The sequence below is a fragment of the Allobosea rubneri genome (assembly GCF_032464875.1).
Taxonomy (GTDB): Bacteria; Pseudomonadota; Alphaproteobacteria; order Rhizobiales; family Beijerinckiaceae; genus Allobosea; species Allobosea rubneri.
This window is the reverse complement of record NZ_JAWDID010000019.1, coordinates 53,724-78,313: the sequence shown is the minus strand read 5'-3', so window position 1 is coordinate 78,313 and position 24,590 is coordinate 53,724. Positions and strand designations below refer to the sequence as shown.

Here is a 24,590-nt window from a genome sequence, read left to right as displayed (position 1 = left end):
CCGCCCGCGGCACTGCAGCCGCCCTCGGAGCGCGCGCCGCCCAGCGCCCTCCCCTTGCCTCGCGGAGATATTCAGACATGGCGACATCGCGGAAGCGCCCGGATTCCGTCTCCGCGGGAGCGCAGACGCAGGCCATCGTCGCCAAGGTGGTGACGATGCAGGCCGATGCCGGGCTGACCATCGCGATGCGGCTGCCGATCCTGATGAAAGGCGCCTTCGGCGACGCGAGGGGCCAGCGCGAGGCCAGCAAGGCCGTGGTCGAGAAGGTTTCGGCCGTGATGGAGAGCAGCTTCGCCATCGGCCATGCCGCCACCCTGTTCTGGCTGAACATGGCGATGACCCCGCTGACGCCGGGCGCGCTCGGCGAAGCGGCGGCCAAGGCCGCGCACAACACGCTGGAGCCGTTCTCGAAGCGCACTCGCGCCAATGCCAGCCGGCTGTCGGGCCGGCGTAGCTAGAACGAACGGAGCTAGCGCTCCGCCGTCCCGGGCTCGTCCGCCGCAGCGACCGGCAGCGCCGCCTCGGCGGCAGGGTGCTGCTGCGCTGCATATTCGCGTTCGAGCTTGCGATAGCGCGCGACGCTCACCGGAATCAGGCCGAGATAGGCGACGACGATCAGCGTCAGCATCTCGAAGGGATAGGCGAAGAGCAGGCCGGCGACGACGACCACGGCGACGAAGATCGGCAGCACCTGGTCACGCGGGACGCGGGTGCCCAGCGTCTTGCCGGCATAGCAGGGGATTCGCGAGATCGTCAGGAAGGCGATGAAAAGGATGTAGAGGCCGACGAAGGGCGCGCCATAGTCCTGCACCGGGACGCCGATGAAATGCAGGTAGAGCGGCAGCATCGCGGTGATCGCGCCGGCCGGAGCCGGCATGCCGACGAAGAAGTTCTTCTGCCATTCCGGACGGTTTGGATCGTCGATCATGACGTTGAAGCGCGCGAGCCTGAGCGCCATGGCGCAGGCCAGCGTCAGCACCGCGATCCAGCCGAAGGATTTGAGGTCGTGCAGGACGAAGATCCACAGCACATAGCCGGTGGCGACGCCGAAATTGACGAAATCGGAGAGCGAATCGAGCTCGGCGCCGAAGCGCGAGGTGCCCTTGAGCATCCGCGCCAGCCTTCCGTCGACGCCATCGAGCGCCGCGGCGATCAGGATGCAGATCGTCGCCGTCTCGAGCTTGCCCTCGACCACCAGCCGCATCGCGGTCAGGCCCAGGCAGAGCGCCAGCAGGGTGATGACGTTAGGCGCGATGAGCCTGAACGGGATCGGCTTGAAGCGCGCGCGCTTGGTTTCGACGCGCTCGGGTTCGAAAGGGGGGAAGAGATCGCTCATGCCAGCCGGAATACGCGGTTTTCAGGCGGCAGGCTAGGCGGGGGCGGCACGCCTTGCCCGGCCTGAGCCGAGCATTCCCTGGAAAATTTCCCGGGCCTGCGTTCCGCTCGGCCCGGGAAGGATGGCGCGATCTCAGATCGCGCGGAACACGCGGTCGGTGTCGTTGGCCGAGAGATCGGCCAGCACGGTCTCGCCGGAGATCATGGTCTGGCCCTCGCTGACCAGCGGCGTCACGCCCTGCGGCAGGTAGACGTCGACGCGCGAGCCGAAGCGGATCAGGCCGAAGCGCTCGCCGGGGGCGAGATGGTCGCCCTCCTTGACGAAGGGCACGATGCGGCGCGCGATCAAGCCGGCGATCTGCACGACGCCGACGATGCCGGCCTTGGTCTCGATCGCCAGCGCGTTGCGCTCATTGTCCTCGCTCGCCTTGTCGAGTTCCGCATTGAGGAAGAGACCCGGCGTATAGGCCATCTTGGCGACCCGCCCGGCGACCGGGCTGCGGTTCACATGGCAGTCGAAGACGTTCATGAACACCGAGATGCGCAGCATCGGCTCGGCCGGCAGCTCGAGCTCGGGCGGCGGGAGGGCCGTGCCGATCTGGCTGATGCGCCCGTCAGCGGGCGAAACCACCAATCCTTCGCGTTGCGGCACGATGCGGACGGGATCTCGGAAGAAATAGCAGATCCACAGGGTGATCAGCGTGCCGAGCCAGCCGAACGGGGCCCAGAGCTGGCCGAGCACCAGCGTCGCAACGGCGCCGATGGCGATGAAGACATAGCCTTCCTTGTGGATCGGCACGATCAGCTTGCGGACGGAATCGACGAGCGACATTGGGTGGCATCCTGTTGGTCTTGCTGGCGCACCGCGCCGTCATGGCCTTGCCTTCGCGGCCAGGTTGCGGCCGCCGGGCAGAGGACGCTGTTTAGGGGCTCGCGGGCCGCTCGGAAAGAGGCGTCTCTGACGCGGGCAGAATCCACGCCTTCAGACGACGGCCTGCGCACCAGCCCTCCCGGCCGCGCGGCCCGAAAAAATGCAGCCGCCGAGGAAGGTTCCTTCCAGCGCCCGGTAGCCGTGGAGGCCGCCGCCGCCGAAGCCAGCCGCCTCGCCGACGGCATAGAGACCGGGCACGGGCGCGCCGTCCTCTCCGAGCACGCGGGCGGACAAATCGGTCATCAATCCGCCGAGCGATTTGCGTGTCAGGATGTTGAGCCTGACCGCGACGAGCGGGCCATGGGCGGGGTCGAGGATGCGGTGGGGCTTTGCGGTGCGGATCAGCCGGTCTCCGAGATAGGCGCGCGCGCCGCGCAGCGCCGTGACCTGGAGATCCTTCCCATAGGGATTGTCTGCGTCACGGTCGCGCGCCTCGATCTGTGTCCGCAGATGCGCCTCGTCGATCAGCCCGGCGCCGCCGAGCTCGTTCATCCGGGCGACCATGCGGGAGAAGTCGCTCTCGACGATGAAGTCCTCGCCCTTGTCCAGGAAGGCCTGGACCGGCGCCGGCATGCCGGCCCGCGCACGCTGGATGACCTGGCGCCAGCTCTTGCCGGTGAGGTCCGGGTTCTGCTCGGAGCCGGAGAGTGCGAATTCCTTGGCGACGATGCTGCGGCTGGTGACGAACCAGGAATGATCGAAACCGCTGCGGCGCAGATGTTCCAGCGTGCCGAGCGTGTCGAAGCCGGGAAAGAGCGGCACCGGCAGGCGGTTGCCGCGCGCATCGAACCAGAGCGAGGATGGGCCGGGCAGTATGCGGATCGCGTGGGCCGGCCAGATCGGCGCCCAGTTGGCGATGCCCTCGACATAGTGCCACATCCGGTCGCCATTGATCAGCTTAGCGCCGGCACCTTCCGCCACCGCGAGCATCGCACCGTCGACATGGGCTGGCACGCCCGACAGCATCCGCTTCGGCGGCTCGCCGAGGCGCCGCGGCCAGTTGCGGCGGACGAGTTCGTGGTTGCCGCCAATGCCACCCGACGCGACGATCACGGCCTGGGCCCGGATCGCAAAGCTGCCCGTCACCGTGCGGGCGCTCGCCTGCCCGCGTTCGGCCGCGCTCTCCTCCAGGATCTCGCCCTCGACGCCGTCGACAGTACCGCCGCTGCGGGTCAGGCCGGTGACACGGTGGCGGAAGCGCAGTTCGATCAGCCCCCTCGCCTCGCCTTCGGCGACACGGCGCAGGAAGGGTTCGAGCACGCCCGGGCCCGTCCCCCAGGTGACATGGAAGCGCGGCACGGAGTTGCCGTGGCCGGTGGCGAGATAGCCGCCGCGCTCGGCCCAGCCGACGACCGGAAACCAGCGCATGCCCTGTTGGTGCAGCCAGCTGCGCTTCTCAGCCGAAGCGAAGTCGAGATAGGCGTCAGCCCATTGCCTCGGCCAATAATCCTCCTCGCGGTCGAAGCCAGCCGAGCCGAACCAGTCCTGCCTGGCCAGCGCCAGCGAATCCCTGATGCGCAGCCGGCGCTGCTCGGGCGAATCGATCAGGAAGAGCCCGCCGAAGGACCAGTGCGCCTGGCCGCCGAGCGAGGCCCGCGGCTCCTGCTCGACGATGATCGTCTTACGGCCGGCATCGGCGAGCTCGGCGGCAGCGACGAGGCCGGCGAGCCCGGCACCGACGGTCACGACATCGGCGTCCTCAGCCATCTTCCCCCCTCGCTCGCCCCACGGCTTTCGCTTTGGCGCCGAGCTTGCCGAGAATTCGCGAAGCCGCAAGGGGCGCCGCGTCGCCGCCGGGGAACTCTCGCTGCGGCGACACGTTGCGCCCCTCAGTAACGAAGGACGATGACGAGGAGGAAGCCATGGCGAAGGCCGCAACCAAGCGGAAGGAAGACAAGCCGGCCAAGGCGGTGAAGGCGGTGAAGGCGGCGACGAAGCAGCAGCGGCGCATCCAGAAGCAGATCGCGCGCGCCGACGCCCGGCCGGAGAAGCGCCGGGACAAGGCGAGCGAGACCGGCGCGATGCAGGCCGGCGCCCGGCTCTACCCGGTGCCGCCCTTCGAGCGGCAGCATCAGGCCAAGCCGGGTTCGGAGGCCATCCTCGACCCTGCCCCGATGTACGACGCCCCGTTCTACAAGGGCTCGGGCAAGCTCGAAGACAAGGTCGCCCTGATCAGCGGCGGCGATTCCGGCATAGGCCGGGCCGTGGCGGTGTTGTTCGCGCGCGAGGGCGCCGATGTCGCCATCCTGCATCTAGGCGAGCATGAGGACGCCGCCACGACGCTCAGCGCAATCAAGGCGGAAGGCCGGCGCGGGCTGGCGATCTCAGGCGATGTGCGCGATGCCAGCTTCTGCCGCGATGCCGTCGCGCAGGTGGTCAAGACGTTCGGCCGGTTCGACGTGCTCGTCAACAACGCCGCCTTCCAGGTCCACTCGCCGCGCTTCGAGGATCTCAGCGAGGAGCATTTCGATACGACGATCCGCACCAACCTGCACGGCTATTTCCATATGGCCCAGGCCGCCCTGCCCCATCTCGGCAGGGGTGGCGCGATCATCAATACCGGCTCGGTCACCGGGCTGGAGGGCAGCAAAGAGCTGATCGACTACGCCACGACCAAGGGCGGCATACACGCCTTCACCCGCTCGCTGGCCGCGCATCTCGTTCCCCGCGGCATCCGCGTCAACGCGGTCGCGCCCGGCCCGGTCTGGACGCCGCTCAACCCGTCCGACAAGACTGCGGAGAACGTCGCCGAGTTCGGCTCCCGCGTGCCGATGGGCCGCCCGGCGCAGCCCGAGGAGATCGCTCCGGCCTATGTCTTTCTCGCCTCGCCGCAATGCTCCAGCTACATCACCGGCGAGATCCTACCGATCATCGGCGGCCATGGTTGAGCCCGATCGCCGCCGCGAAATGATCATCAAAGATTTCGGAACGGCTCCTGCTCCGACGGGTTGAATCCCCAAGCGTTATCGACAGGAGATCGACGATGAAACCTCTGAAGATCAGCCAGATTGCGGGTGTCCTTGCTGCTGGAGCCCTCGCGCTTTCTTCCGGCGCGGCCCTGGCGCAAGGCGTCGATCTCAGGCCCGAGAACAGCGGGCCGAAATACGAGCGTGGCCCGACCAGCTGGGACAATGCACCCCAGCGCGGCAACACCTATCGCGCCGACGATTACCGACCGCGCTATGATCACCGGCCGGGCTATGAACGCAGCGAAGCCGTGACGCAGCGCGAGGCGCTGCGAATCGCCAGACGCAACGGAGTCAGAGAGGTCGACGGCGTTCGCTGGAACGGCAATGCCTGGGTGATCGACGGCGCCGACCGGCGCGGCGACGAGATGCGCGTCGAGATCAACTGGCGCGGCGAAATCGTCGACGTCGACCGCGACTAGCCCGCTTTCAGAGACGAACCACCTTGAGCGGCCCCAACGGGCCGCTTCCTTTTTGCGGCTCAGACGGCTCGCAGCGGCGCCGAGCTGCCCGAGGAGCGCTTTGCCGCCAGCACCGTCAGCACCAGGAAGACCATGAGCGTCAGGGCCTGGGCGATGGCGAAAGGCGGCTCGGCCTGCGTCGGCGCCATGGCGTTCAGCGCCGGCACCTTGAGGAAGAGCTGGGCGATCAGGACGAAGATCAGCAGGTAGAAGGAGAGCATGGCGGTGATGGCGTAAGTCCGCCGCCAGCCGCCCTGCAAGCCGCGCGCGTAGAGGGCGATGGCGGCGACCGCGAGCAGCACCAGCGAGATCGCCCCGACGATATGCGAGGGCAGGACGCCGCTGAATGGGAAGAGGAAGCCGGTCGCGCTGGTCGCGATCGCCGTCCAGAGGAAGATGCCGTTCCAGCGCGGGCTGAGATGGCCCTTAAGCAAGGCCGCCGCCGCCGGAAAGCCGGCGACGATGGCGATCAGGCTGAGCCAGGTGTGGAAGCCGACAAGCGTCGTTGGATCGAGCACGAACATGCATGCGCCCTCATTACCCAAGGGCAGTTTGCGCTTCGTCCCTGCGGCTGCCAAGCCACAATTTCGAGCAGATCTAATCTTCGCGCGATCAATCCGTCAGGCTGACGCGGACGCTCTCGCCCTCCTCCGCCGTGGCGCGCTGCAGCGTCGCCTTGGCTTCGTCGACCTGGCGCTGGCGGTTCCAGAGCGCGGCGTAGACGCCGTCCGCCGCGAGCAGCTCGCGATGGTGGCCGCGCTCGACGATCAGCCCCTTGTCGAGGACGATGATCTCGTCGGCATTGATCACGGTCGAGAGCCGATGCGCGATCACCAGGGTGGTGCGGCCCTGGCTGACCCGGTCGAGCGCGTCCTGGATCTCCTTCTCGGTGAAGGAATCGAGCGCCGAGGTCGCCTCGTCGAGGACGAGGACCGGCGGTCCCTTCAGGATGGTGCGGGCGATGGCGACGCGCTGCTTCTCGCCGCCGGAGAGCTTGAGGCCGCGCTCGCCGACCGAGGTCGCATAGCCTTCGGGCAGCGTCCTGATGAAGCGGTCGATCTGGGCGAGACGAGCCGCCTCCTCGATCTCTTCCTGAGTAGCTTCAGGGCGGCCATAGCGCAGATTGTACTCGATGGTGTCGTTGAACAGCACCGTGTCCTGCGGGACCATGCCGATCGCGGACCGCAGCGAGACCTGCTGGACGGCGGCGATGTCCTGCCCGTCGATCAGGATACGCCCCTTCTGCGGCTCGTAGAAGCGGAAGAGCAGGCGCGAGATCGTCGACTTGCCGGCGCCGGACGGGCCGACGATGGCGATGGTCTTGCCCGCCGGCACGGAGAACGAGATGCCGCGGAGGATCGGCCGCTCCGGCACATAAGCGAAGTGCACGTCCTCGAAGGTGACGGAACCGGCCCGAACGTCGAGCGCAGGTGCCCCCGGCTTGTCCTGGATCTCGGGATCGCGGCCGATCAGCGAGAACATCTGCTCGATGTCGAGCGTCGCCTGCTTGATCTCGCGATAGACCGTGCCCATGAAATTCAGGGGAATGTAGAGCTGGATCAGCATGGCGTTGATCAGCACGAAATCGCCGACCGTGTTGGTGCCGGCCTGGAAGCCGCGCACGCACATCACCATCGAGATGGTGAGCCCTGCCGCGAAGATCGCGGCCTGCCCGAAATTGAGCCAGGCGAGCGAGGTATAGGCCTTGATCGAGTTGCGCTCATAGCGCGCCATGGAGAGATCGTAGCGCGCCGTCTCGCGGGCCTCGGCGCCGAAATACTTCACCGTCTCGTAGTTGAGCAGCGAATCGATCGCCTTGGCGTTGGCGTCGGTATCGGACTCGTTCATTTGGGCGCGGATGGCGATGCGCCATTCCGTGGCCTTGATGGTGTAGGCCATGTAGCCGACGACCATGACGACGAGCACGACGACATAGCGCCAGTCGAACAGCCAGAGCAGCACGGTGATGATCAGCGTGACCTCGATGATCACGGGCACGAGCTGGTTGAGGCCGAGGCGGACCATTTCTTCGATGCCGTTGCGGCCGCGCTCGAGCACGCGCGTCAGCCCGCCGGTCTTGCGCTCGAGATGGAAGCGCAGCGAGAGATGGTGGAGATGGCCGAAGGTCTGCAGTGCCAGCGTACGCACCGCATGCATGAAGACCGGCGCGAAGATCGCGTCGCGCAGCTGGATGAAGGCCGAGGAGCCGACGCGGGCAAAACCGTAGATCACCGTCAGCGCCAGCGGCGCGCCGACCAGCCAGGGCAGCCAGGCCGCGAGCGTCGTCGGCGTGCCGGCGAGCGCATCCGTCGCCCATTTGAAGGTGAAGGGCACGCCCATCAGGACGAGGCGGCCGACGACTAGCAGCGCGAAGGCGATCACCACCCGGCGGCGCAGATCGGCCCGCTCCGGCGGCCAGAGATAGGGCCAGAGCGCCTTGAAGGTGGCGACGAAGCCGGAGCCCGGCTGGAGCACGGCCGAGCGCGCGAAAGGCGCCGGGGACGGCGCGGCAGGCGGGGACATTGTCACTCTTCCAAATTGAAGCGCCGATATAGGCCAGTTCTCCCGCAAATGCAGGGGGCCGAAGGAAATAACTGTCGCGGGGAGCGCGGACCGTTCAGGCGACCCGGTCGTGGTTGCGCCAGAGGATGTCGGCCGGGCGGCTCTCCGCCAGGACAAGGCGCGCATTGGGCAGATCGTTCCCCACCACCCAGGCCCGCGCCGCCGCCGGCTCGCGGCCGTGATGCGCCCAGCGCGCGAGAAGCCGTCGCTCAAGCTCGTCGAGCGGGACATCGATGAAGACCGTCAGGTCGAAGAGCCGCGCAAGGCGGGGCCAGGGTGCCCGGTCGAGCAGAAGGTAATTGCCCTCCACCAGCACGATCGGCGTCGCAGCCGGCACGATCGCCGCCCCGGCCCGGGCTAGATCGGCGGCACGGTCGAAGAGCGGCACGGCGACATCGGCATCGCCGGCGCGCAGCCGGAGCAGGCTCGCTTCCAGCCCGGCGCAATCGAAGGTTTCCGGCGCGCCCTTGCGGTCGCTCAGGCCCATGGCGGCGAGCACCGCATTGTCGAAATGGAAGCCGTCCATCGGCACCAGGGCCGATTCGGGCAGCAGCTTCACGAACCGCGCCGACATCTCCAACTTGCCGGCTCCCGGCGGCCCGGCGATGGCGACGATGATGCGCCCTGCCTCGCTGGCCTTGGCGCGGATGCGCGACGCGACATGCGCGATATCGACCATGATCGCGCTCCTCTGCGCCCGAAATGCCTGTTGCCGCGCGATGCAAAAGCGCCCGCCAGGCTCCGCTCCCTGCCATGAAGTGGCGCCGATCAGGCCTTGTTCTCGTCGCAAGGGCAATGCCAGACTGCCCTCAAGGCCTTGAAGGCTGAGACCGGGGACGAAAGCTCATGAACCTTCGCCGTGTATTGCCGACCGCCTGCGCGCTCGCGCTCCTGCCCGCCCTGCCTGCTCTCGCTCAATCCGCCCGCCCGCCGGCGCAGGTCAAGATCACCAATGCCCGTACGGTGCCGCTCGAGTCGCTGGAGATCACAACCACGGGCGAACAGCCCCGCCTCGTCGCCAAGCTCGCCAAGCCGCTGGCGCCCGGCAAGAGCATCTCGCTGAAGCTGAACAAGCCCGCCGGCTGCACCTACTACCTGCTCGGCAAGTTCAGCGACGACAGCGAAAGCGACAATGACGGCGTCGATCTGTGCAAGGAAAGGTCGCTGCGCCTGACCGAGTGACGGGCGAGCCGGCGTCGGCGCACCCGTCATGCTCGGGCTTAACCCGAGCATCTCCGAACCCAGATGGTCATGCGATTCTCGGGTCTGCGCTGCGCTCCGCCCGAGAATGACGGCGCGTCCTACGCCGTCGCGCCCTCGCGCATCAGCTTGTAGACGATCGAGTCGGTCAGCGCCTGGAACGAGGCGTCGATGATGTTGGCGCTGACGCCGACCGTGGTCCAGCGCTCGCCCTTCTCGTCAGCCGATTCGATCAGCACGCGCGTCACAGCATCGGTGCCGCCCTGGAAGATGCGGACCTTGTAGTCGACGAGGCGCAAGCCCTCGATCAGCGACTGGTAGCGGCCGAGATCCTTCCGCAAGGCGATGTCGAGCGCGTTGACCGGGCCGGAATCGCCCTCCGCTGCCGAGATCAGCACTTCCTCACCGACCTTCACCTTGACGATCGCCTCCGAGAAGGTGACGAGCTCGCCAAGCGCATTGTGCCGGCGCTCGACATTCACGGCGAAGCGCTCGACCCCGAAGAATTCCGGAACCTCGCCGAGGATGCGGCGCACCAGCAGGTAGAAGGAGGCATCGGCGCCCTCGAAGGCATAGCCCTGCGCCTCCTTGTCCTTCAGCTCCTCCAGCACCCGCGAAAGACGCGGGTCGTCGCGAGCGATCGTGACGCCGACCCGTTCGAGCTCGGCCAGCAGGTTGGACTTGCCGCCCTGGTTGGAGACCAGGACCTTGCGGCTGTTGCCGACCGCCTCGGGCGCGACATGCTCATAGGTGCGCGGGTCCTTCAGCACGGCCGAGGCATGAATGCCGGCCTTGGTGGCGAAGGCCGAGGAGCCGACGAAGGGGGCGTGGCGGTTCGGGGCGCGGTTCAGCATCTCGTCGAGCGCGCGCGAGACATGGGTGAGCTCGCCGAGGCGATCATCCGCGACGCCGATGGAGAAGCGTTCGCGATAGCGGTCCTTGAGCTTCAGCGTGCCGATCAGGGTCACCAGATTGGCGTTGCCGCAGCGCTCGCCGAGCCCGTTCAGCGTGCCCTGGACCTGGCGGGCGCCAGCCTCGACCGCCGCGAGCGAGTTGGCGACGGCGCAGCCGCAATCATCATGGGCGTGGATGCCAAGGTTCTCGCCCGGCACGACCTTCGCCACCGCGGCGACGATGGCGCCGATCTCGTCCGGCAGCGTGCCGCCATTGGTGTCGCAGAGCACGATCCAGCGGGCACCGGCCTCGTAGGCGGTACGGGCGCAGGCGAGCGCATAGTCCGGATTGGCCTTGTAGCCGTCGAAGAAGTGCTCGCAATCGAGCATCACCTCGCGGCCTGCGGCCTTGGCCGCCGCGACGCTCTCGGCGATGCCCGCGAGGTTCTCCTCCAGCGAAATCTCGAGCGCGACATGGACATGGTAGTCCCAGCTCTTGGCGACGAAGACGATGGCGTCGGCCTTCGCCTCCAGCAGTGCGGCGATGCCGGGGTCGTTGGCCGCCGAGCGCCCTGCCCGCTTGGTCATGCCGAAGGCGGCGAACTTCGCCTGCCGCGTCGGCTTCTGCTCGAAGAAGGCGGTGTCGAGCGGGTTCGCGCCGGGATAGCCGCCCTCGACATAGTCGATGCCGAGCTTGTCGAGCATCGCCGCGACCGCACGCTTGTCGTCGAGCGAGAAGTCGACGCCGGTGGTCTGCGCGCCGTCGCGCAGCGTCGTATCGAAGAGATGGACGCGGGCGCTCATCGCCGGGCTCTCAGGCGATAGCGCAGCACCTTCGGCATCACCATGGCGAGCATGACGAGCTTCATCGCGATTGAGAGTGAGCCGGCGGGGCGAATACGGGGCGGGTTCATGCGCTTCTTCCTTCTTGGTTGTCGTCGACCCGGGAGGTGCGGTCGCGGTTCATCGCTTCACTTCCCAGGTCGTGATCGCCGCGCCGGTCGCCGGATCCTTGCCGTCCTTGAGCGCGATGCCCATGGCGGCGAGCTGGTCGCGGATGCGGTCGGATTCGGCGAAGTTCTTGGCGCGCCGGGCCTCAAGGCGGGCAGCAATCAAGGCCTCAACGTTCGCGCGCAAGGCAGGATCGATCTGCGTCGTCGCAACCTGCGGTAGCGCGATGCCGAGCAGATCGAGGCTCGCCTTCAGCCCGGCGACGTCACCGGCCTTGCGCAGCGCGTGCAGCTCGGCGAGCACCTGCGAGGTGTTGAGATCGTCCGACAGGGCATCGAGCACGGCAGCCGGGACCTTCCCGGCCGTGCTGTCGCCAGCTGCCGCGGACCAGTCGAGCAGCGTCCTCTCCGCTTCCTCCAGCGCCTTCACCGTCCAGTCGATCGGCTGGCGGTAGTGGGTGCGCAGCATGGCGAGCCTGAGCACTTCGCCCGGCCATTTGCGGCCGCCGAAGCTCTCCGTCGCGAGCAGTTCGTTGATCGTGACGAAGTTGCCGAGCGACTTCGACATCTTCTCGCCTTCGACCTGCAGGAAGCCGTTGTGCATCCATATATTGGCCATCAACGGTGCGCCGCCCTCGCCGCCGAAGGCGCAGCAGGACTGCGTCAGCTCGTTCTCATGATGCGGGAAGACGAGATCGATGCCGCCGCCATGGATGTCGAAGACGTTCTTGGCGGGATCATCGCAAGCGAGCCCTCCGCCGAAAGGCTCCAGAAGCGCTTTCATCGACATGGCCGAGCATTCGATATGCCAGCCGGGTCGGCCGGGCGTCGCGATGCCGGCCGGCGACGGCCAGCCGGGATCGATGCCCTCGCGGCTCGGCTTCCAGAGCACGAAATCCATCGGGTCGCGCTTGTAGGGCGCAACGTCGACGCGGGCGCCGGAGATCATCTCGTCGAGCGAGCGGCGGGCGAGCGACCCATAGCGCGGCGCCTGCTTCATGCCGGCGACGGCGGGAACGTGGAAGAGCACATGCTCCTCGGCGACATAGGCGACGCCGCGGGCGATCAGCCGCTCGATGATCGCCTTCATCTCGTCGATATGGCCGGTTGCGCGCGGCTCGTCGTCGGGCCGCAGATTGCCGAGCGCGTCGACATCGGCGTGAAACTGCGCCGTCGTCGTCTCGGTCACCTTGGCGATCGCCTGGTTCAGCGAAAGATCAGGATAGTCGCGCGCGGCTCGCGCATTGATCTTGTCGTCGACGTCGGTGAGGTTGCGGGCATAGCGGACATGGGCTTCGCCATAGACGTGCCGCAGCAGCCGGTAGAGCACGTCGAAGACGATGACCGGCCGGGCATTGCCGATATGGGCGTAGTCATAGACCGTCGGGCCGCAGACATACATGCGGACATTGTTCGGATCGACCGGGGCGAAAGCCTCCTTGGTCCGTGTCAGCGTGTTGTAGAGCCTGAGTTTCGGCTGCATCGAAGCGGTGTCCTGACGAAAAGGCGACAAAAACGGCGTATCCTGGCCGCTGGCCGGGGCGCTGTCTGTCTTTTCGTTGGGACGAGGACGTGAGCAGCCGGCCAGCGAAAGCTAGCGGCAAATAATGCAGATAATGGCGAGGGCTCGCGTCATCGTCCTCGTGAATGCCTGCGGCGTGCGCTTACGTCAAGTGGCAGCGCTGCAACGCTCGGCGACCGACATGCGGCAGTGGTCGCCTTGTCCAGCGATTCCGCCTCTGGCTGCCGCAATCCCGCCACAACCACTCTCGCCTTGTGCGCCGCAACAAAGCTTGCCGCATTTCACCGTATTTTAAGCATTCGGAACCAAGCTGTGATGTCGAAGGTTCAGAGCTCGTCGAAGCTCAGGGAAAATATCATGCGCCGCGCAGTGGCTCTGGTCGGTTTGTTCGGGATCATCGGAGCCGGGCTCTCGCTTGCCGTGGTGCCCACCACCGGCACCGTCGCCGCCCCCAAGCCCGAGCGCACCTATCTGATCCCGGCCAGCGACGGCTACGGCGTCGCCGATTGCCTCGCCAGCAAGGCCGAATGCGGCCAGATCGTCGCCAATGCCTGGTGCGAGGCGCAAGGCCACCGCATCGCCAAGTCCTATGGTGTCGCCACGGCCGAGGATTTCACTGGCACCGTCAAGGTCGCGGCCTCGAGCGAGGCCGAGCGTCCGCTCGTCATCACCTGCGGACACTGACCCCTCCGGGCGAGATTTCCCCAGAGCGAGCCAAGCGCTAGCCTGAGCGGCCGCGGATCGACCCGGCCGTAGCAGGGAGCGTAGGCCCATGCCTCGTCCAGCATTGACCCATCCAGCACTCGTCGCCGGCCTTATCCTCGCGAGCCTCCTGCCGGCCCAGGCCTTCGAAGGTCGCTATCGTACACTGGGCGGCAGCATGACGATCCGCCCGACCGGCGCCGGCATGCTCAAGGTCGATGCTGAGATCGGCAGCAGAAGCTGCGTCGGCGTGATCTCGGCCCGCGGTCGCATCCAGGGCGACCGCCTCATCGCCGAAGCCGAATGGGACGGCGACATCTGCCGGCTGGAAATCCGCCGCAAGGGCCGCAACCTCAAGGTGTCCGAGAGCGGCGAATGCACGACCTTCCACGGCGCCAACTGCAACTATGTGGGCACCTACACGCCGCGCTAGAGGTCGCTGTTCAACCGCACCGGCCTCAGCGCACCCATTCGGCGCATTTCGCGACTTCGCCCATGCCGCCCCAGGGCATGATCGGCACGCTCGAGGTCGAGTTCTGCGGCGAGCCGTCGATCAGCTTGTCGGTATAGACCATGTAGATCAGCACGTTGCGCTTGACGTCGCAGCCGCGAACGATCTGCATCTTCTTCCAGATCAGCGAACGGCGCTCGCGAAAGACGACATCGCCCTGCGAGAACTTTTCCTTGAACTTGATCGGGCCGATCTGGCGGCAGGAGAGCGAGACGTCGGAGACCTCCTCGGCGACGCCGAACATGCCGGAGACACCGCCCTTCTCGGGCACGGTGTAGTGGCAGGCGACGCCCTCGACCACGGGATCGTCGACGCCGTAGACGGCGAGCTTGTCATCCGGGGTCATCATCTTCCAGACCGTCGACTTGCGGAAGATCAGATCCTCCTGGGCCTGTGCCGGGGCAAGCGCAGCGCCGCCGAAGGCGCAGGCAGCCAGCACGGCCAGGATATGACGACGAAACCGCATTCAACTTCTCCCGACGCTTTTCCGTATGACGCCCGGCAGGATATGGGATGCCGCGGCCCGGTGCACCAGAGCGGCCGGACAGAGCCGAGACATGACGACGACCTTGCCCGAATTCCAGACCGCGCGCCTCGCCCTGCGTCCGCGCACGATCGCCGATCTCGACCTGATCGCGGCGCTCAACGCCGATCCTGAGGTGATGCGCCACATCGCCCCGATCGGCGATCCGGCCATGGGCAGGGAAGGCATCGCGGCGCGCAGCTTCAGCCATGTCGCTCGTGGGCTCGGCTACTGGTCGCTCTTCACACAGGACGGGGCCGAGGACTTCGTTGGCTATGTCGGACTGATCCCGGATGGCGAATTGCCGGACCGGGTTCAGGTCAGCTACCGCTTCGCGACCCGGTACTGGGGCAAGGGCCTCGGCTTCGAAGCAGTCTCGCGCCTGCTGCATCACGGCTTCGAGGCGTTGGCGCTACCGGAGGTCGCCGTTGTCACGCATCCGCAGAACGTCGCCTCGCTGCGGCTCGCCGAGAAGCTCGGCTTCGAGCGGGAGGCCACGCGCCCGGACGCATTGATCGGCGACCCGCCAGTGCCGGCGCTGGGCTTGCGCCAGTCGCGGGTGTGCTGGCTGGCGCGGGCTCAGGCGGCCAGCGGCCTGAACGCCAGGTAGGCGGCAGCGATCGCGCCGACGACACCGAGCGCGAACAGCACGAGCTTGATGCGCGTGAAGCCGCTGGCGAAGGCGACCGTGCCCTCCTCGACCTTCGGATAGCGATCGAGCAGGCGGGCCACGGCGAGGTTCTCGGCGATGTCGCAGAGCCCGCCGAAGAGCCAGCCGCCGCCGCAAAGGGCCGCGACCCACCAGGGATAGCCGCGCATCGACACCCCGGCGATGATGAAGCCACCGACGATGGTGTAGGTCAGCGCGACCGCCGCGTCGGCCGGCAGCAGCTTGTGGCGATAGGCGGCGCGAAGCCGCTCGCCATAGGCTGCGAAGAGCTTTTCGACGTCGTCCTTGGTGAAGCCGTCCCAGTCGCTCTCCAGGGCGCGGGCCACGCCAAGCTTGCGAGCCCAGAGCCCGACCAGCCAGAACAGCAGCATCACCAGCGCCGGCCCCCAGAAGAAGAAGGCGAGCGGGATCAGCGTCGGGTAGAAGGGCGCGAGATCGTCCATCTGGCGGCAGGCTCCGGAATCCGTGGTCCGCGCCGACGTTATCGTGCTTGCCGCGCCAGCGCCACGGCCTCGCGCAGCACTGCGAGATCGCCGATCTGGTTGGCCAGGATCAGCACCAGCCGCGCATTCAGCGCCGCGCTCTCGCGCTCGTCGAGATCGCGGTGCGCCTCGGCCAGCAGGCGATAGGCGGCATCAGGGTCGGCAAAGCGGGCTTCGCGCGCAAGAAGGGAGGGCTCGGTCATGATGCGCGGCCCTCCAGCCTGTCGATGGCCATGACGATGTCGGCCGGGCTCGCCTGACGGAACCGGGCCGCAACATGGCCATCCGGCCGCAGGACGACGGCATCGCCCGGCGCCAACCCATAGCGCCGCCTGAGGATGTCGTCGCCGTCGGCAGTCGGCTCGACGGCGACCGTTCCCGACGGGGCGAGTCGCGAAGCCCCCTCGCCGATCACCACGGGCCTTCCCTGCCTCAGTACTTCACTCAGCCAGGCCGTGACGCCTGCCTTGGCCGGCAGCGGCGCGTCGAGAAACGGAGCGCCCGGCGGCAGGCCGCCTTCCCAGCCGGCATCGGCCGTCGAAAGCGGCGAAGCCGCATAGGCGCTCGGCAAGGAGAGCCGGCCGGAATTGACGAAGCGCTGGGCAAAGGGAGCAAGCGGTGCCAGCGACAGGGCGGCAGCGCGCAGCAGGCGCTCGCCAGGCGAGCGCGGCGCGATGAAATCGGTCGCGCGCGTCGAGTTCAGGATGTTCTCGTCGGCGGCCAAGCCACGCTCGCTGTCATAGCTTTCGAGCAGCGCGGCCGGGCTCTTGCCCTGCAGGACCAGCGCCAGCTTCCAGCCGAGATTGTCGACGTCCTGGATGCCGGAATTGGCGCCCCGCGCGCCGAAAGGCGAGACCTGATGGGCAGCGTCTCCGGCGAAGATCACGCGGCCGTGCAGGAACTTGTCGAGCCTGCGGCACTGGAAGCGATAGACCGAGACCCATTCGAGGGCAAAATCGGCATGGCCGAGCATGCGCTCGATCCGGGGGCGGACGATCTCCGGGCGCTTCTCATGCTCGGGATCGGCATCGGGGCTGAGCTGCAGGTCGATGCGCCAAACATCGTCCGGCTGCTTGTGCAGCAGGGCCGACTGGCCGGAATGGAAAGGCGGATCGAACCAGAACCAGCGCTCGGTCGGGAACGGCGCCTGCATTTTCACATCGGCGATCAGGAAGCGATCCTCGAAAGCCTCGCCGCGAAATTCCAGGCCGAGCATGTCGCGGCTCGGCGAGCGCGCGCCGTCGCAGGCGACCAGCCAGTCGGCGTGCAACGAATAGTTCCCGTCCGGCGTCGCGATGGTGAGCGCGGCTCCGTCCTCGCGGTTGACGAGGCCGGCCAGGCGATTGCTCCAACGCAGATCGACCAGCGGCTCGGCGAGCACGGCCTCGACCAGCGCCGCTTCGACGTAGAATTGCTGGAGGTTGATGAAGGCGGGCTGTTTGTGGCCGCCCTCGGGCAGAAGATCGAACTCGTAGAGCCCGGCATCCCCACGGAAGACCTTGCCCTTCTGCCAGGTGACCCCTTTCTCGACCATCGCCTCTGCGAGGCCGAGCCTGTCGAATATCTCCAGCGTGCGCTTGGCGAAGCAGATTGCGCGTGAGCCCTCGCCGATCCGGTCGGCATCGTCGATCAGCACCACAGGGAGGGCGCGGCGCGCGAGGTCGAGCGCCAGCGTCAGCCCGACCGGACCTGCCCCGACGATGACCACCGGGTGCCGCACTGGGTCGGCAGCATCCTGGTCCAAGCTCCGGCGATAGGCGAACTGGCGGAAGGGCTGCATCAATGCAGGGCCTCCGGCCCTTCCAGCCCGAGCGCCGTGAGATCGGCCGCGCGCCGGCCGGCATCGAAGGCGAGGAAGTACTCGTCGAGCTGCGGCGGGGCGATGCGGGTGCCGGCCAGCATGGCGTGCGCCTGGCCACGATGGTGGATCTGGTGCTGGAAGAGGTGGCCGAGCAGGTCGTCGACCCGCTCCGGCACCATGCCGTCCTCGCCGCGGTCCGTTGGGACGAGGCGCGAGAGGAGCGCTTCGTCCTGGGCATCGCAAAAGGCGATCAGCCGCCGGTCGGAGGCGAGTTGCGTCGTGCGCAGCTCCGGCGCGGCCAGTGGCCGGATGCCGTCGAAGATCGCGAGCCCGACCCCGCCCTCCTCCAGCATGTCGAGATAGTAGAGATCGACCGCGAGGTTGTGGTTCAGGGTCTCGTGGAGCGACGGGAAGAAGCTCGTCCGTCGCGCCAGGAATTCGCCGTCGCTCAATTCCGCGCAGGCGCGCAACAGGCGGTCGTTCGACCAGGCGTTGTTGCGGGCCGCCTTGCGGAAATGCAGAGCGAGCGACACCGTCCTACCCCCGCAAATCCAGCCACATCTGGCGGTCGCGCTCATCCGTCCAGATGCGCGGATGGTCGAGGCCGCCAGCCTCGTCATAGGCGCGGGTGACGTTGAAGGGCAGGCAGTGCTCGAAGATCACCCAGTCGCCATAGGCCGGCTTCAGGGCCTCGTGCACGCGCTCGAAGGTCTCGCGCAATGAGCGGCCGGCGGCGACATGGCCCCGCACGGCCTCGAAGAGATCGGAGAGGAAGGCACGGGTACCCTTGATGCCGTCCGCCACCATCGCCCTGTTGGTCAGGGCGGCGCCGCGGCCCGGCACCATGGCGGCGGGCGCGAAGCTCGCCAGAGCATCGAGCGTCGCCGGCCAATCGGTGAAATGCGCATCGCCGCAATAGGGCGTCGCGCCGTATTCGACGAGGTCGCCGGCGAAGATCACATTGGTGTCGGGCATCCAGGCGACGATGTCGCCGGCAGTGTGACCGCGGCCGAGCTTCATCAGCCGGACCTCGCGGCTGCCCAGCCAGATCGAGGCGTTGTGTGAGAAGGTCGTGGTCGGCCAGGTCAGGCCCGGGCGGATCGAGTCGGCACCCTGGAACAGGCGCGGGAAGCGGCCGATCTCGCTCGCCTTGTCCTCCTCGCCGCGCTCGACGATCATCGCCCGTGCCGCGTCCGAACAGACGATCTCGCGGGCGCCATAGGCCGGCGCGCCGAGCACGCGGACCGCATGGTAATGCGAGAGCACGACATGGCTGACCGGCTTATCGGTGACCTCGCGCACCTTGGCGATGACGCGCTCCGCCATGGTCGGCGTCGCCTGCGCATCGAAGACGAGCACGCTGTCGTCGCCGACGACGATGCCGCTATTGGGGTCGCCCTCGGCGGTATAGGCGTAGACCCCCTTGCCGATCTCGTCGAAGGAGACGGTCTTCTCGCCGAGATCGGCGGTGGAGGCGAAAGCGGGACCGTCAGACATCGTCAGAACCTTTCAGGCTTGTACTGGTGCGTATTGCGTTCGCCGGGAGCTACCTCGTCATCCCGGACAAGCCGCCAAGCGGCTGCTCCAGGATGACGCTGCGGCGTTCACCGCACATAGGGCATGATCTCCTGGTCGATCGCACCGAAGATCGAATGGCCGGCGGCGTCCTTCATCTCGATGCGGACGCTGTCACCGAAGCGCAGGAAGGGCGTCTTGGCCGCGCCGTCGCGGATGGTCTCGACCATGCGCTGCTCGGCGATGCAGGCGTAGCCGAGGCCGCCTTCGCCGACCCGCCGGCCCGGGCCACCATCGGCATCGCGGTTGGAGACGGTGCCCGAACCGACGATGGTGCCGGCAACGAGCGGGCGGGTCTTGGCCGCATGGGCGATCAGCACGCCGAAATCGAAGGTCATGTCGATGCCGGCCTCCGGCTTGCCGAAGGGCTTGCCGTTGATCTGGGCAAGCAATGGCAGATGCAGCTTGCCGTCCTTCCAGGCCGAGCCCAGCTCCCCCGGTGTCACCGCCACCGGCGAAAAGGCCGAGGACGGCTTGGACTGCAGGAAGCCGAAGCCCTTTGCCAGCTCTGCGGGGATCAGGTTGCGCAAGCTGACATCGTTGACGAGCATGACGAGACGGATCAGCGCGCGCGCCTCGTCTGGGCTCACGCCCATCGGCACGTCGCCGGTGATGACCGCGATCTCGGCCTCGAGGTCGATGCCGTAGTCCTCGCTCGCGATCCGAATCGGCTGGCGCGGGCCGAGGAACGAATCGGAGCCGCCCTGGTACATTAACGGGTCGGTCCAGAAGCTCGCGGGCATCTCGGCACCCCGCGCCTTCCGGACGAGATCGACATGGTTCACATAGGCCGAGCCGTCGACCCATTGATAGGCACGCGGCAGCGGCGAGGCGCAGTCGTGCTCGTGGAAGCGGAAGGACGGCACCGAGCCGTGCTCCAGCCCTTCGGAGAGGTCGGAAAGGCGCGGCGCGCAGCGCTCCCAATCATCCAGCGCCCCCTGCAGCGTGGCCACGACCGGGAAGGCATCCGTGGCACGGGTCAGGTCGTTCGAGACGACGACGAGACGGCCGTCGCGGCCATGCGTGAGCGATGCAAGCTTCATCTCTTTTCATTCCTCCCCGGACACGCCATGAAGGGCGCAACGAGCTTTCGGGAGGAGACCATATGGAACGCCGCACGTTTTTGAAAACTGGTGCGCTCGCTGCCGCCGCGACCTCGATCGCGATGCCGGCCATCGCCCAGTCGATGCCTGAAGTGAAATGGCGGCTGACCTCGAGCTTCCCCAAGCAGCTCGACACGATCTACGGCACGGCCCAGCAGTTCGCGAAGTTCATGTCGGACGCCACGGACGGCCGGTTCCAGGTCCAGACCTTCTCGGCCGGCGAGATCGTTCCCGGCCTGCAGGCGCTCGACGCGGTCAGCTCCGGCACCGTCGAATGCGCCCATACCCCGACCTATTTCTACATCGGCAAGGAGCCGGCCTTCGGCCTCGGCACCGGCATCCCCTTCGGCCTGAACGCCCGCCAGCAGCATAGCTGGTGGTACTTTGGCGGCGGCGAGCAGATCATCAACGAGGCCCTGGCCAAGTTCAACGCCTACTCGATCCCCTGCGGCAATTCCGGCTGCCAGATGGGCGGCTTCTTCCGCAAGGAGCTGAAGACGGTCGACGACCTCAAGGGCCTGAAGTTCCGCATCGGCGGCATGGGAGGCGCGGTCCTCGCCAAGCTCGGCGTGGTGCCGACGCAGATCGCCCCCGGCGACGTCTATCCGGCGCTGGAGCGCGGCACGATCGACGCCGCCGAGTTCGTCGGCCCCTATGACGACGAGAAGCTCGGCTTCGTGAAGGTCGCGCCCTATTACTACTATCCCGGCTGGTGGGAGGGCGGCGCCATGCTGCATCTCGTCATCAACCAGGAGCAGTGGAACAAGCTGCCCAAGCACTACCAGGCCATGGTCTACCATGCCTGCGAGGCGGCCAATAACTGGATGCTGGCGAAGTACGACGCCGTGAACCCGGGCGGCCTGCGCCGGCTGGTCGGCCAGGGTGCGCAGCTGCGCGCCTTCCCCCAGCCGATCATGGAAGCCTCGCTCAAGGCGGCCGAGGAGTACTATGCCGAGACCTCGGCCAAGAGCGAGCTGTTCAAGAAGGGCTATGACTCGATGGTCGCCTTCCGCGGCGAGAACCTGCTCTGGTGGCAGGTCGCGGAACTCTCCTACGACGCGTTCATGAACCGGCTGAAATCGCGCTGAGGCGCAACGCTTCTCCAACTCCTCATGCTCGCCCTCGTGGCGAGCATGCACGTCTTGAACACCGTCTTCGGCGAAGGAAGGCGTGGATGGTCGGGACAAGCCCGACCATGACGGAAAAGGCACTGCCAAGAATTTAGGGCCCTTCGCGACCCGAAATCTCGGAATGACGGCGAAGCTCACCACGCCTCGGGCTTGTTCGGGTCGAAGCGCTTCTTCAGCCCGCTCCAGCAATCGGCATAGTTCTCCTGCAACTGCGGCAGGCCGGCGGCGTAGCCGGTGACGCGCTGGGCGAAGCGTGTCTCGAACATGAAGGCCATGGTGCCGGTGAGCTTCACCGGCTTCAGCTCGACCGTGCTCGCATGCTCGAAGGCCTGGGTGTCCGGGCCGTGCGGCAGCATCATGTTGTGCAGGCTGAAGCCGCCCGGCGTGAAGCCCTCGGGCTTGGCGTCGTAGACGCCGTAGATCAGCCCCATGAACTCCGACATGATGTTGCGGTGGTACCAGGGCGGACGGAAGGTGTTCTCGGCGACCATCCAGCGCTCGGGGAAGATCACGAAGTCGATATTGGCGGTGCCGGGCGTCTCGGAGGGCGCCGTCAGCACGGTGAAGATCGACGGGTCGGGATGGTCGAAGGAGATCGCGCCGACCGGCGAATAGTGCCGCAGATCGTATTTGTAGGGCGCGTAATTGCCGTGCCAGGCGACGACGTCGAGCGGCGACTGGCCGATCGGCGTCGAGAAGATCTCGCCGCCCCATTTGGCGTAGAGGGTTGAGGGCTCCTCGATATCCTCATAGGCCGCGACGGGGGTCAGGAAATCGCGGGGGTTGGCGAGGCAGTTGGCGCCGATCGGCCCGCGATCCGGCAAGGTGAAGCCGCCGCCATAGTTCTCGCAGACATAGGCGCGGGCCGGCCCGTCGATCAGTTCGCAGCGGAAGACGACGCCGCGCGGGATGACGCAGATCTCGCCGGGCTCGATCTCGATGATGCCGAACTCGGTGAAGAAGCGAAGCTTGCCCTCCTGCGCGACGACCAGGAGCTCGCCATCGGCACAGAACAGGTATTCGCGCTCCATCGAGGCGGTGACGAAGACCATGTGCGCGGCCATGCCGGCCTGGGCATCGCCGTCGCCGGCCGTGGTCAGCGTCCGCAGGCCGGTGAGGAAGGTCAGCTTCTCCTGCGGAACCGGGATCGGGCTCCAGCGCAGCGGTCCGAGCGAGGGCTTGGTCTCGTCGCGGCATGGGGCGGTGCGGATCAGCCCCTTGTCGAGAAGCGTCCAGCGGCCGCCATGCTTGACGCTCGGGCGGATGCGGTAAAGCCAGGAGCGCTCATTGGTCGAGCGCGGGGCGGTGAAGGGCGAGCCGGAGAGCTGCTCGGCATAGAGCCCGTAGGCCGCCTTCTGCGGCGAGTTGCGGCCGATCGGCAGCGCGCCCGGCAGGCTTTCGGTCTCGAAGGAATTGCCGAAGCCCGACATGTAGCGCAGGCCGTTCTGAACCTGCTGGCTGATCGCCGAGAGCGACGTCGTCTGGACGTTCATGACTGCATCCTCCCTCGAGCCGTCGGCGCCTTTTGCAACGGCACCGGTCCGGCGGTGATGGCGTTTCGGCAGGGGATGTGGAAATGGCGCACGGCTTCTGCGAAAACCGGCTTCCATCCGCTCCGCGCCCGCTGCCCGTCCCCGCTGATTAGTTGCAAGTGAAACTAATGTCAACCAAACCGACCACGGCAGACGGCGAGCGCGCCCTGCACCTCGAGCAGTTCGTTCCCTACCGCATCAATGTGGCGGCGGTGTTCGCGAGTCGGGCGCTGGCGCGGATCTATGGCGAGCAGTTCGGCATCGGCATCCCGGAATGGCGGGTGATCGCCCAGCTCGGCGAATTCGGCAAAATGACCTCGCGCGACATCGGCGAGCTCTCGCAGATGCACAAGACCAAGGTCTCGCGCGCCGTCTCCGGGCTCGACCAGCGCGGCCTCGTCGCGCGCAGCGAGAACCGGGCCGACCGGCGTGAATCCTTCGTCTCGCTCACTGCCGCCGGGGCGCGGATCTACGCCCAGATCGTGCCGCTGGCGCTCGCCTTCGAGCAACGCTGGACCGAGGGCATCGCACCCGACGAACTGCGGACCTTCGAGCGCGTACTCGCCGTGCTGACCGAGCGCGGACGGCTTCTGGCAGGCACTTATCGCGAGGACGGCGCCTGATCGTCGCTGAAAGGTGCCGCGGGAGAGCCGCGGCGAGCCGGTCAGAAGTACTCTTGTTTAGAAATACCCGGCGAGGTTCCGCCTGATCCGCGCCAGCGGCGCCTCATCGGCGGGCGGCGGGACGAAGGTCGTCCCCGTGATCGTCTCGAAGGCCTTCACATAGACGGCGGTCGTCTGCGCGATCAGCTCATCCGGGATCGGCGGCAATTCCTCCTTATAGGGATCGCAGCGCGCCACCACCCAGTTACGGACGAAGTCCTTGTCGAAGCTCTCGGGCTTCCCGCCGGCGGCGAAGCGCTCCGGATAGCTGCCGGCGAACCAGTAGCGGCTGGAATCCGGCGTGTGGATTTCATCGGCGAGCAGGATGTCGCCGTCCTTGTCGGTGCCGAACTCGTATTTGGTGTCGGCCAGGATCAGGCCGCGCTCGGCCGCGAGCTTCTGTCCCCGGGCGAACAGCGCCAGCGCATGGCCCGCGACCGTGTCCCATTGCTTCCTGGTAAGAAGGCCGCTGTCGACGATCTCCTGCGCCGAGAGCGGCTCGTCATGGCCACCGTCGAAAGCCTTGCTGGTCGGGGTGATGATCGCTTCGGGCAGCTTCTCATTGTCGCGCATGCCGTCGGGAAAGCGCATGCCGTAGATCTCGCGCCTGCCCTCCTTGTAGAGCGTCAGCACCGAGGTGCCGGTGGTGCCGGCGAGATAGCCGCGCACGATCACCTCGACCGGCAGGATATCCAGCCGCTTGCCGACCACGACATTGGGATCGGGGTATTCGAGCACATGGTTGGGGCAGATGTCGGCGGTGTTCTCGAACCAGAAGCGCGCGACCTGCGTCAGCACCTGGCCCTTCAGCGGGATCGTGGCGATGGCGCGGTCGAAGGCGCTGAGCCGGTCGGTCGAGATCAGGATGCGGCGCCCGTCCGGCAGGTCGTAGTTCTCGCGGACCTTGCCGCGATAGTAGTTCGGCAGTTCCGGGATGAACGCCTCGTCGAGCGCTTGATGGAGGGGCATGGTTCGCTTCGCCTGATCGAGGAATGGGCGGGTCTTCTGGTCCGCGCTGCCTTCGCTTCTAATCACATGGCCGCTCGGACACCACCATGCCCTTGCGTCCGGCGGAGCGT

Annotated in this window: 25 protein-coding genes and 1 pseudogene; 9 read left to right on the top strand and 17 right to left on the bottom strand. The window is 67.1% G+C overall.

The window, feature by feature from the left end; translation table 11 throughout:
* Positions 1–77 precede the first annotated feature (77 nt).
* On the top strand, positions 78–458 hold the full coding sequence (locus RKE40_RS14425) for a hypothetical protein (protein WP_066470305.1): 381 nt from the start codon (positions 78–80) through the stop codon (positions 456–458).
* A gap of 11 nt (positions 459–469) precedes the next feature.
* Here RKE40_RS14425 and RKE40_RS14420 read toward each other — a convergent pair whose 3' ends face one another.
* From RKE40_RS14420 to RKE40_RS14410, 3 genes and pseudogenes are all read right to left on the bottom strand, one after another.
* Positions 470–1,336, bottom strand: coding sequence for a CDP-alcohol phosphatidyltransferase family protein (locus RKE40_RS14420; protein ID WP_316018925.1), 867 nt, complete (start codon positions 1,334–1,336; stop codon positions 470–472).
* Between the two features lie 132 nt (positions 1,337–1,468).
* Positions 1,469–2,170, bottom strand: a pseudogene (locus RKE40_RS14415) (phosphatidylserine decarboxylase); the annotation flags it as partial.
* Between the two features lie 147 nt (positions 2,171–2,317).
* Positions 2,318–3,973 (bottom strand): FAD-binding dehydrogenase, encoded by a 1,656-nt coding sequence (locus tag RKE40_RS14410; RefSeq protein WP_316018924.1) that lies wholly within the window; start codon positions 3,971–3,973, stop codon positions 2,318–2,320.
* A 212-nt stretch (positions 3,974–4,185) separates the two neighbouring features.
* Here RKE40_RS14410 and RKE40_RS14405 point away from each other — a divergent pair, with 212 nt between their 5' ends.
* Together RKE40_RS14405 and RKE40_RS14400 are read left to right on the top strand one after the other, a co-directional pair.
* Positions 4,186–5,154 (top strand): SDR family oxidoreductase, encoded by a 969-nt coding sequence (locus RKE40_RS14405; RefSeq protein ID WP_316018942.1) that lies wholly within the window; start codon positions 4,186–4,188, stop codon positions 5,152–5,154.
* A gap of 95 nt (positions 5,155–5,249) precedes the next feature.
* Positions 5,250–5,654, top strand: a complete 405-nt coding sequence (locus RKE40_RS14400; RefSeq protein WP_316018923.1) for a hypothetical protein — start codon at positions 5,250–5,252, stop codon at positions 5,652–5,654.
* A gap of 59 nt (positions 5,655–5,713) precedes the next feature.
* Here RKE40_RS14400 and RKE40_RS14395 read toward each other — a convergent pair whose 3' ends face one another.
* The 3 genes from RKE40_RS14395 to RKE40_RS14385 form a co-directional block, all read right to left on the bottom strand.
* Positions 5,714–6,217, bottom strand: a complete 504-nt coding sequence (locus tag RKE40_RS14395; protein WP_316018922.1) for a hypothetical protein — start codon at positions 6,215–6,217, stop codon at positions 5,714–5,716.
* Positions 6,218–6,305: 88 nt separating this feature from the next.
* On the bottom strand, positions 6,306–8,216 hold the full coding sequence (locus RKE40_RS14390) for an ABCB family ABC transporter ATP-binding protein/permease (RefSeq protein ID WP_316018921.1): 1,911 nt from the start codon (positions 8,214–8,216) through the stop codon (positions 6,306–6,308).
* 94 nt (positions 8,217–8,310) lie between these two features.
* Complete coding sequence (locus RKE40_RS14385; protein ID WP_316018920.1) at positions 8,311–8,934, bottom strand: nucleoside/nucleotide kinase family protein; 624 nt, start codon at positions 8,932–8,934, stop codon at positions 8,311–8,313.
* A gap of 167 nt (positions 8,935–9,101) precedes the next feature.
* On the opposite strand from RKE40_RS14385, the gene RKE40_RS14380 reads away from it, so the two are divergent.
* Positions 9,102–9,437, top strand: a complete 336-nt coding sequence (locus tag RKE40_RS14380) for a hypothetical protein (protein ID WP_316018919.1) — start codon at positions 9,102–9,104, stop codon at positions 9,435–9,437.
* A gap of 119 nt (positions 9,438–9,556) precedes the next feature.
* Here the strand turns inward: RKE40_RS14380 and cimA are convergent, their stop codons facing one another.
* Positions 9,557–11,152 carry a citramalate synthase gene (gene cimA / locus RKE40_RS14375; RefSeq protein ID WP_316018918.1) on the bottom strand — a complete coding sequence of 532 codons (1,596 nt, stop codon included), beginning with the start codon at positions 11,150–11,152 and terminating at the stop codon, positions 9,557–9,559.
* Positions 11,153–11,311: 159 nt separating this feature from the next.
* Positions 11,312–12,781 carry a cysteine--tRNA ligase gene (gene cysS / locus RKE40_RS14370; protein WP_316018917.1) on the bottom strand — a complete coding sequence of 490 codons (1,470 nt, stop codon included), beginning with the start codon at positions 12,779–12,781 and terminating at the stop codon, positions 11,312–11,314.
* Positions 12,782–13,177: 396 nt separating this feature from the next.
* On the opposite strand from cysS, the gene RKE40_RS14365 reads away from it, so the two are divergent.
* Entirely contained in the window at positions 13,178–13,504 is a 327-nt protein-coding gene (locus tag RKE40_RS14365) for a hypothetical protein (RefSeq protein ID WP_316018916.1), read from the top strand.
* 88 nt (positions 13,505–13,592) lie between these two features.
* Positions 13,593–13,955, top strand: a complete 363-nt coding sequence (locus RKE40_RS14360) for a hypothetical protein (RefSeq protein WP_316018915.1) — start codon at positions 13,593–13,595, stop codon at positions 13,953–13,955.
* A gap of 25 nt (positions 13,956–13,980) precedes the next feature.
* Here RKE40_RS14360 and RKE40_RS14355 read toward each other — a convergent pair whose 3' ends face one another.
* Positions 13,981–14,499: a CreA family protein gene (locus RKE40_RS14355; protein WP_316018914.1), complete on the bottom strand. Its 519-nt coding sequence runs from the start codon at positions 14,497–14,499 to the stop codon at positions 13,981–13,983.
* Between the two features lie 91 nt (positions 14,500–14,590).
* Between RKE40_RS14355 and RKE40_RS14350 the strand changes: the two genes are divergently transcribed.
* Positions 14,591–15,166, top strand: coding sequence for a GNAT family N-acetyltransferase (locus RKE40_RS14350; RefSeq protein WP_316018913.1), 576 nt, complete (start codon positions 14,591–14,593; stop codon positions 15,164–15,166).
* Here the strand turns inward: RKE40_RS14350 and RKE40_RS14345 are convergent.
* The 6 genes from RKE40_RS14345 to RKE40_RS14320 all read right to left on the bottom strand — a co-directional run bounded on the left by RKE40_RS14345 (position 15,136) and on the right by RKE40_RS14320 (position 20,127).
* Positions 15,136–15,669: a hypothetical protein gene (locus RKE40_RS14345; protein ID WP_316018912.1), complete on the bottom strand. Its 534-nt coding sequence runs from the start codon at positions 15,667–15,669 to the stop codon at positions 15,136–15,138. The two genes, RKE40_RS14350 and RKE40_RS14345, sit on opposite strands and share 31 nt — an antisense overlap.
* 38 nt (positions 15,670–15,707) lie before the next feature.
* Entirely contained in the window at positions 15,708–15,911 is a 204-nt protein-coding gene (locus RKE40_RS14340) for a DUF2783 domain-containing protein (RefSeq protein WP_316018911.1), read from the bottom strand.
* The gene (locus RKE40_RS14335) at positions 15,908–17,488 is read right to left on the bottom strand and encodes an FAD-dependent oxidoreductase (RefSeq protein ID WP_316018910.1); all 1,581 of its coding nucleotides are present in this window, start codon (positions 17,486–17,488) and stop codon (positions 15,908–15,910) included. Before RKE40_RS14335 ends, RKE40_RS14340 begins: the two co-directional genes overlap by 4 nt.
* Positions 17,488–18,042, bottom strand: coding sequence for a DinB family protein (locus RKE40_RS14330; protein ID WP_316018909.1), 555 nt, complete (start codon positions 18,040–18,042; stop codon positions 17,488–17,490). The genes RKE40_RS14335 and RKE40_RS14330 overlap by 1 nt, the downstream gene beginning before the upstream one ends.
* A 4-nt stretch (positions 18,043–18,046) precedes the next feature.
* Positions 18,047–19,006, bottom strand: a complete 960-nt coding sequence (locus RKE40_RS14325; RefSeq protein WP_316018908.1) for an MBL fold metallo-hydrolase — start codon at positions 19,004–19,006, stop codon at positions 18,047–18,049.
* 107 nt (positions 19,007–19,113) lie between these two features.
* Positions 19,114–20,127, bottom strand: a complete 1,014-nt coding sequence (locus tag RKE40_RS14320) for a fumarylacetoacetate hydrolase family protein (RefSeq protein WP_316018907.1) — start codon at positions 20,125–20,127, stop codon at positions 19,114–19,116.
* A gap of 62 nt (positions 20,128–20,189) precedes the next feature.
* Between RKE40_RS14320 and RKE40_RS14315 the strand changes: the two genes are divergently transcribed.
* A complete protein-coding gene (locus RKE40_RS14315) occupies positions 20,190–21,275 on the top strand; it encodes a TRAP transporter substrate-binding protein (RefSeq protein WP_316018906.1) in 1,086 nt (361 codons plus the stop codon).
* 176 nt (positions 21,276–21,451) lie between these two features.
* Here the strand turns inward: RKE40_RS14315 and hmgA are convergent, their stop codons facing one another.
* Positions 21,452–22,810 (bottom strand): homogentisate 1,2-dioxygenase, encoded by a 1,359-nt coding sequence (gene hmgA, locus RKE40_RS14310; protein WP_316018905.1) that lies wholly within the window; start codon positions 22,808–22,810, stop codon positions 21,452–21,454.
* Positions 22,811–22,977: 167 nt separating this feature from the next.
* Here hmgA and RKE40_RS14305 point away from each other — a divergent pair, with 167 nt between their 5' ends.
* The gene (locus RKE40_RS14305; RefSeq protein ID WP_316018904.1) at positions 22,978–23,472 is read left to right on the top strand and encodes a MarR family winged helix-turn-helix transcriptional regulator; all 495 of its coding nucleotides are present in this window, start codon (positions 22,978–22,980) and stop codon (positions 23,470–23,472) included.
* Between the two features lie 57 nt (positions 23,473–23,529).
* Here RKE40_RS14305 and RKE40_RS14300 read toward each other — a convergent pair whose 3' ends face one another.
* Entirely contained in the window at positions 23,530–24,480 is a 951-nt protein-coding gene (locus RKE40_RS14300; RefSeq protein WP_316018903.1) for a phosphoribosylaminoimidazolesuccinocarboxamide synthase, read from the bottom strand.
* Positions 24,481–24,590 lie beyond the last annotated feature (110 nt).

Excerpts from the sequence above, each read along its gene's own strand:
- RKE40_RS14300 (WP_316018903.1), bottom strand. The coding sequence starts at position 24,480 with ATGCCCCTCCATCAAGCGCTCGACGAGGCGTTCATCCCGGAACTGCCG.
- RKE40_RS14335 (WP_316018910.1), bottom strand. The coding sequence starts at position 17,488 with ATGCAGCCCTTCCGCCAGTTCGCCTATCGCCGGAGCTTGGACCAGGAT.
- RKE40_RS14360 (WP_316018915.1), top strand. The coding sequence starts at position 13,593 with ATGCCTCGTCCAGCATTGACCCATCCAGCACTCGTCGCCGGCCTTATC.
- cimA (WP_316018918.1), bottom strand. The coding sequence starts at position 11,152 with ATGAGCGCCCGCGTCCATCTCTTCGATACGACGCTGCGCGACGGCGCG.
- RKE40_RS14350 (WP_316018913.1), top strand. The coding sequence starts at position 14,591 with ATGACGACGACCTTGCCCGAATTCCAGACCGCGCGCCTCGCCCTGCGT.
- RKE40_RS14380 (WP_316018919.1), top strand. The coding sequence starts at position 9,102 with ATGAACCTTCGCCGTGTATTGCCGACCGCCTGCGCGCTCGCGCTCCTG.
- RKE40_RS14340 (WP_316018911.1), bottom strand. The coding sequence starts at position 15,911 with ATGACCGAGCCCTCCCTTCTTGCGCGCGAAGCCCGCTTTGCCGACCCT.
- cysS (WP_316018917.1), bottom strand. The coding sequence starts at position 12,781 with ATGCAGCCGAAACTCAGGCTCTACAACACGCTGACACGGACCAAGGAG.
- RKE40_RS14345 (WP_316018912.1), bottom strand. The coding sequence starts at position 15,669 with ATGGACGATCTCGCGCCCTTCTACCCGACGCTGATCCCGCTCGCCTTC.
- RKE40_RS14305 (WP_316018904.1), top strand. The coding sequence starts at position 22,978 with ATGTCAACCAAACCGACCACGGCAGACGGCGAGCGCGCCCTGCACCTC.
- RKE40_RS14395 (WP_316018922.1), bottom strand. The coding sequence starts at position 6,217 with ATGTTCGTGCTCGATCCAACGACGCTTGTCGGCTTCCACACCTGGCTC.
- RKE40_RS14400 (WP_316018923.1), top strand. The coding sequence starts at position 5,250 with ATGAAACCTCTGAAGATCAGCCAGATTGCGGGTGTCCTTGCTGCTGGA.
- RKE40_RS14385 (WP_316018920.1), bottom strand. The coding sequence starts at position 8,934 with ATGGTCGATATCGCGCATGTCGCGTCGCGCATCCGCGCCAAGGCCAGC.
- RKE40_RS14410 (WP_316018924.1), bottom strand. The coding sequence starts at position 3,973 with ATGGCTGAGGACGCCGATGTCGTGACCGTCGGTGCCGGGCTCGCCGGC.
- RKE40_RS14325 (WP_316018908.1), bottom strand. The coding sequence starts at position 19,006 with ATGTCTGACGGTCCCGCTTTCGCCTCCACCGCCGATCTCGGCGAGAAG.
- RKE40_RS14425 (WP_066470305.1), top strand. The coding sequence starts at position 78 with ATGGCGACATCGCGGAAGCGCCCGGATTCCGTCTCCGCGGGAGCGCAG.
- RKE40_RS14355 (WP_316018914.1), bottom strand. The coding sequence starts at position 14,499 with ATGCGGTTTCGTCGTCATATCCTGGCCGTGCTGGCTGCCTGCGCCTTC.
- RKE40_RS14320 (WP_316018907.1), bottom strand. The coding sequence starts at position 20,127 with ATGAAGCTTGCATCGCTCACGCATGGCCGCGACGGCCGTCTCGTCGTC.
- RKE40_RS14390 (WP_316018921.1), bottom strand. The coding sequence starts at position 8,216 with ATGTCCCCGCCTGCCGCGCCGTCCCCGGCGCCTTTCGCGCGCTCGGCC.
- RKE40_RS14420 (WP_316018925.1), bottom strand. The coding sequence starts at position 1,336 with ATGAGCGATCTCTTCCCCCCTTTCGAACCCGAGCGCGTCGAAACCAAG.
- hmgA (WP_316018905.1), bottom strand. The coding sequence starts at position 22,810 with ATGAACGTCCAGACGACGTCGCTCTCGGCGATCAGCCAGCAGGTTCAG.
- RKE40_RS14365 (WP_316018916.1), top strand. The coding sequence starts at position 13,178 with ATGCGCCGCGCAGTGGCTCTGGTCGGTTTGTTCGGGATCATCGGAGCC.
- RKE40_RS14315 (WP_316018906.1), top strand. The coding sequence starts at position 20,190 with ATGGAACGCCGCACGTTTTTGAAAACTGGTGCGCTCGCTGCCGCCGCG.